The sequence below is a fragment of the Roseateles sp. P5_B10 genome (assembly GCF_056400485.1).
Window position 1 is genome coordinate 1 of sequence record NZ_JBFULE010000684.1, and the last position, 2839, is coordinate 2839.

The following is a 2839-nucleotide window of genomic DNA, read 5'->3' on the forward strand; positions in this document are numbered from 1 at the left end:
GTGCAGGACATCACCGAGCGCCGCGCCGATGCCGACGCCCTGCGCCGCGCGATGCAGGCGGCCGACGCGGCCAGCGCGGCCAAGAGCGACTTCCTGGCCAATATGAGCCACGAGATCCGCACGCCCATGAACGCCGTCATGGGCCTGACCTTCCTGCTCGAACGCACGCCGCTGGACGCCGCCCAGCGCGACCTGCTGGCCAAGGTCAGCAGCGCCAGCCGCTCGCTGCTGGACGTCATCAACGCGGTGCTGGACCTGTCCAAGATCGAGGCCGGCGAGATGGTCATGGAAGCCACGCCCTTCGACCCGCGCGCGCTGCTGCGCGATGTCGCCAGCCTGTTCCAGTCGCAAGCCGAGTCCAAGCGCATCGCGCTCAATCTCGAATTGGACGCAGGCCTGCCACCGCTTCTGCTCGGCGACGCGGCGCGGCTGCGCCAGGTCGTCAGCAACCTCGTCTCCAACGCCATCAAGTTCACGTCCGAGGGCGAGGTCGCCTTGAGCGCGCGCTGCGCCGACGCCGGTGCCCAGCCGCTGCAGCTCGAGATTGCCGTGCAGGACAGCGGCATTGGCATTCCGGCCGAGGCGCTGTCGCGCATCTTCACGCCCTTCACCCAGGCCGACAGCTCCACGTCGCGCCGCTACGGCGGCACGGGCCTGGGTCTGTCCATCGTCAAGCAGCTGTGCGAGCTGATGGGCGGCCAGGTCGGCGTCAGCAGCAGCCCCGGCGCCGGCACCCGCTTCATCGTGCGCCTGCCCTTCGAGCCCGCGGCCGGCCCGGGCCCGGCCATCCGCCCGCTGACGCTGCTGCTGGCCAGCGACGATGCCACCCAGCGCGACGCGCTGCAGCGCCTGTGTGCCGACCTGGGCTGGCAGGCCGAACCGCTGGACGCCGCCGCGGCGCTGATGGAGCGCCTGGGCCGCGCCGCACCCGACCTGGTGCTGCTCGACCACCGCCTGTTGCAGACCCTTCCCTTGGCCGGGCAGCGCGTCTTGCAGGAACGCCTGGCCACCCTGCCCTGCGTGTTGATGAGTCGCGGTGCCGGCGTGGGGCAGCTGCGCCTGCCAGCCGATGTGTCGGCCCTTTTCGACGCCGTACAGGCGGCGCTGGCCGCGCGCGGCACCACGCAGCCGCTGCTGGCCAGCGGCCCCAGCGCCACAGCCGTGCAGCGCCTGCCCGGCGTGCGCGTGCTGGTGGCCGACGACAGTGACATCAACCTCGAGGTGGCCCGGCGCATCCTGGAGCAGGAGGGCGCGATCGTCACACTGGCCCAGGACGGGGCCGCCGCCGTCGCGCGGCTGCGCGCCGAGCCGAGGGGCTTCGACGCGGTGCTGATGGACGTGCAGATGCCGGTGCTCGACGGCTTGGCCGCCGCGCGCAGCATCCGCACCGAACTCGGCCTGCGCGAGCTCCCCATCCTGGCGCTGACTGCCGGCGCCCTGCTCAGCGAGCGCCAACGCGCGCTGGACGCCGGCATGAACAGCTTCATCAGCAAGCCCTTTGATCCGGCCGGCCTCGTGCAGCAGTTGCGCGAGCAGGTCGAACGCATGCAGGGCCGGCGCCTGCCGGTGGCCGCCCGCGCCGCAGAGAGCCCGGCGAGCGAGGCCTGGCCGGCGCTGGACGGCATCGACAGCGACGAGGCCAGCCAGCGCATGCAGGGCGACCTGGACTTCTTCGCCCGGCTGCTGGAGCGCCTGCTCGACGAGTTCGTGGACCTGACGGCATTGGCACCCCTGGATGCCACGCACGCCGCCGCCCGCCTGCACAAGCTGGGCGGCAGCGCCGGCTTGCTGGCGGCTGCGGCCCTGCGCCAGGCAGCCCAGCGTGGCGAAGTCCAGGCCCGCGCCGGACAGGACTTCCAGGCCGCGCTGGCCGAAGTGGCGCAGCGCCTGTCGGCACTGGCGGCGCAGGCCCGACCCTGGCTGCAAGGTCGCCAGCCCGGCCCGGCGACCGCCGCGGCCCGCCCGCTGGATGCGCAGGCGCTGGTGCGCTTGAAGCAGGCCCTGCAGGCGCATGACCTGGCCGCCCTGGACCAGTTCCAGCCCCTCGCCCCGGCACTGCGCGCGGCCTGCGGCGAGGCCGGCTTCGAGCGGCTGCGCCACGCGCTGGACCGGCTGGATTTCGAGGCGGCTCTGGCTGTTCTCAGCTCCATTGCCGACGCACCAGCTTGACGCGCTGCATCGCCGCATCGGACTGGGCCAGCGCCGCCAGAGTGCGTGCCGTCGAGACGGATTCGCAAAGCAGGGCGAAGAGCGTCTATGGCTGCAATCGATCACGCCCAGCCTGTTGCGGGGCGGTCARCCCACCGGCAGGGCCGTCTCGTACTTGACCTCGCGCAGCACGACGTTGCTGCGTACGCTGCTCACGCCCGGCAGCTTGAAGATGTGCTGCTGCAGGAAGAGGTCATAGGCCTTCATGTCGGCCGCAACAACCTTGATGACGTAGTCGGCTTCGCCGGTGATGGCATGGCATTCGATGATCTCGCGTCGCGTGCCCACCAGGCGTTCGAACTGCTCCACCGCGCCTTCGCTGTGCCGCACCAGGCTTACATTGGCCAGCACGAGGATGGACAGGCCGATCTTCTCGCGGTCCACCAGCACGACCTGGCCGCGGATGACGCCGCGCTCCTCCATCTCCTTGACGCGCCGCCACACCGGCGTGGCCGAGAGGCCCACCTTCTCGGCCAGGGCCTGAGTCGACAGGCGCGCATCAAGTTGCAGAGCCTCCAGGATCTGCAGGCTGGCCCGGTCGAACTCGTTTGTTTCCATGAATCCCCTCTTTGGAGAAGAATCATCTCATTCGGCCCGTACCGCACCAGCATTGAGGCAAGTTCTTCCGGCG

The 2839-nt window shown here is 71.0% G+C and carries 2 protein-coding genes; one reads left to right on the forward strand and one right to left on the reverse strand.

Translation table 11 applies throughout. The features are described 5' to 3' along the window. On the forward strand, window positions 1-2169 hold a 2169-nt coding region (locus AC1DU6_RS25940), incomplete at its 5' end, for an ATP-binding protein (protein WP_477860630.1). Window positions 2170-2295: 126 nt separating this feature from the next. On the opposite strand, the gene AC1DU6_RS25945 is transcribed toward AC1DU6_RS25940, so the two are convergent. Further along, window positions 2296-2766 carry an Lrp/AsnC family transcriptional regulator gene (locus AC1DU6_RS25945; RefSeq protein WP_056202791.1) on the reverse strand — a complete coding sequence of 157 codons (471 nt, stop codon included), beginning with the start codon at window positions 2764-2766 and terminating at the stop codon, window positions 2296-2298. Window positions 2767-2839 lie beyond the last annotated feature (73 nt).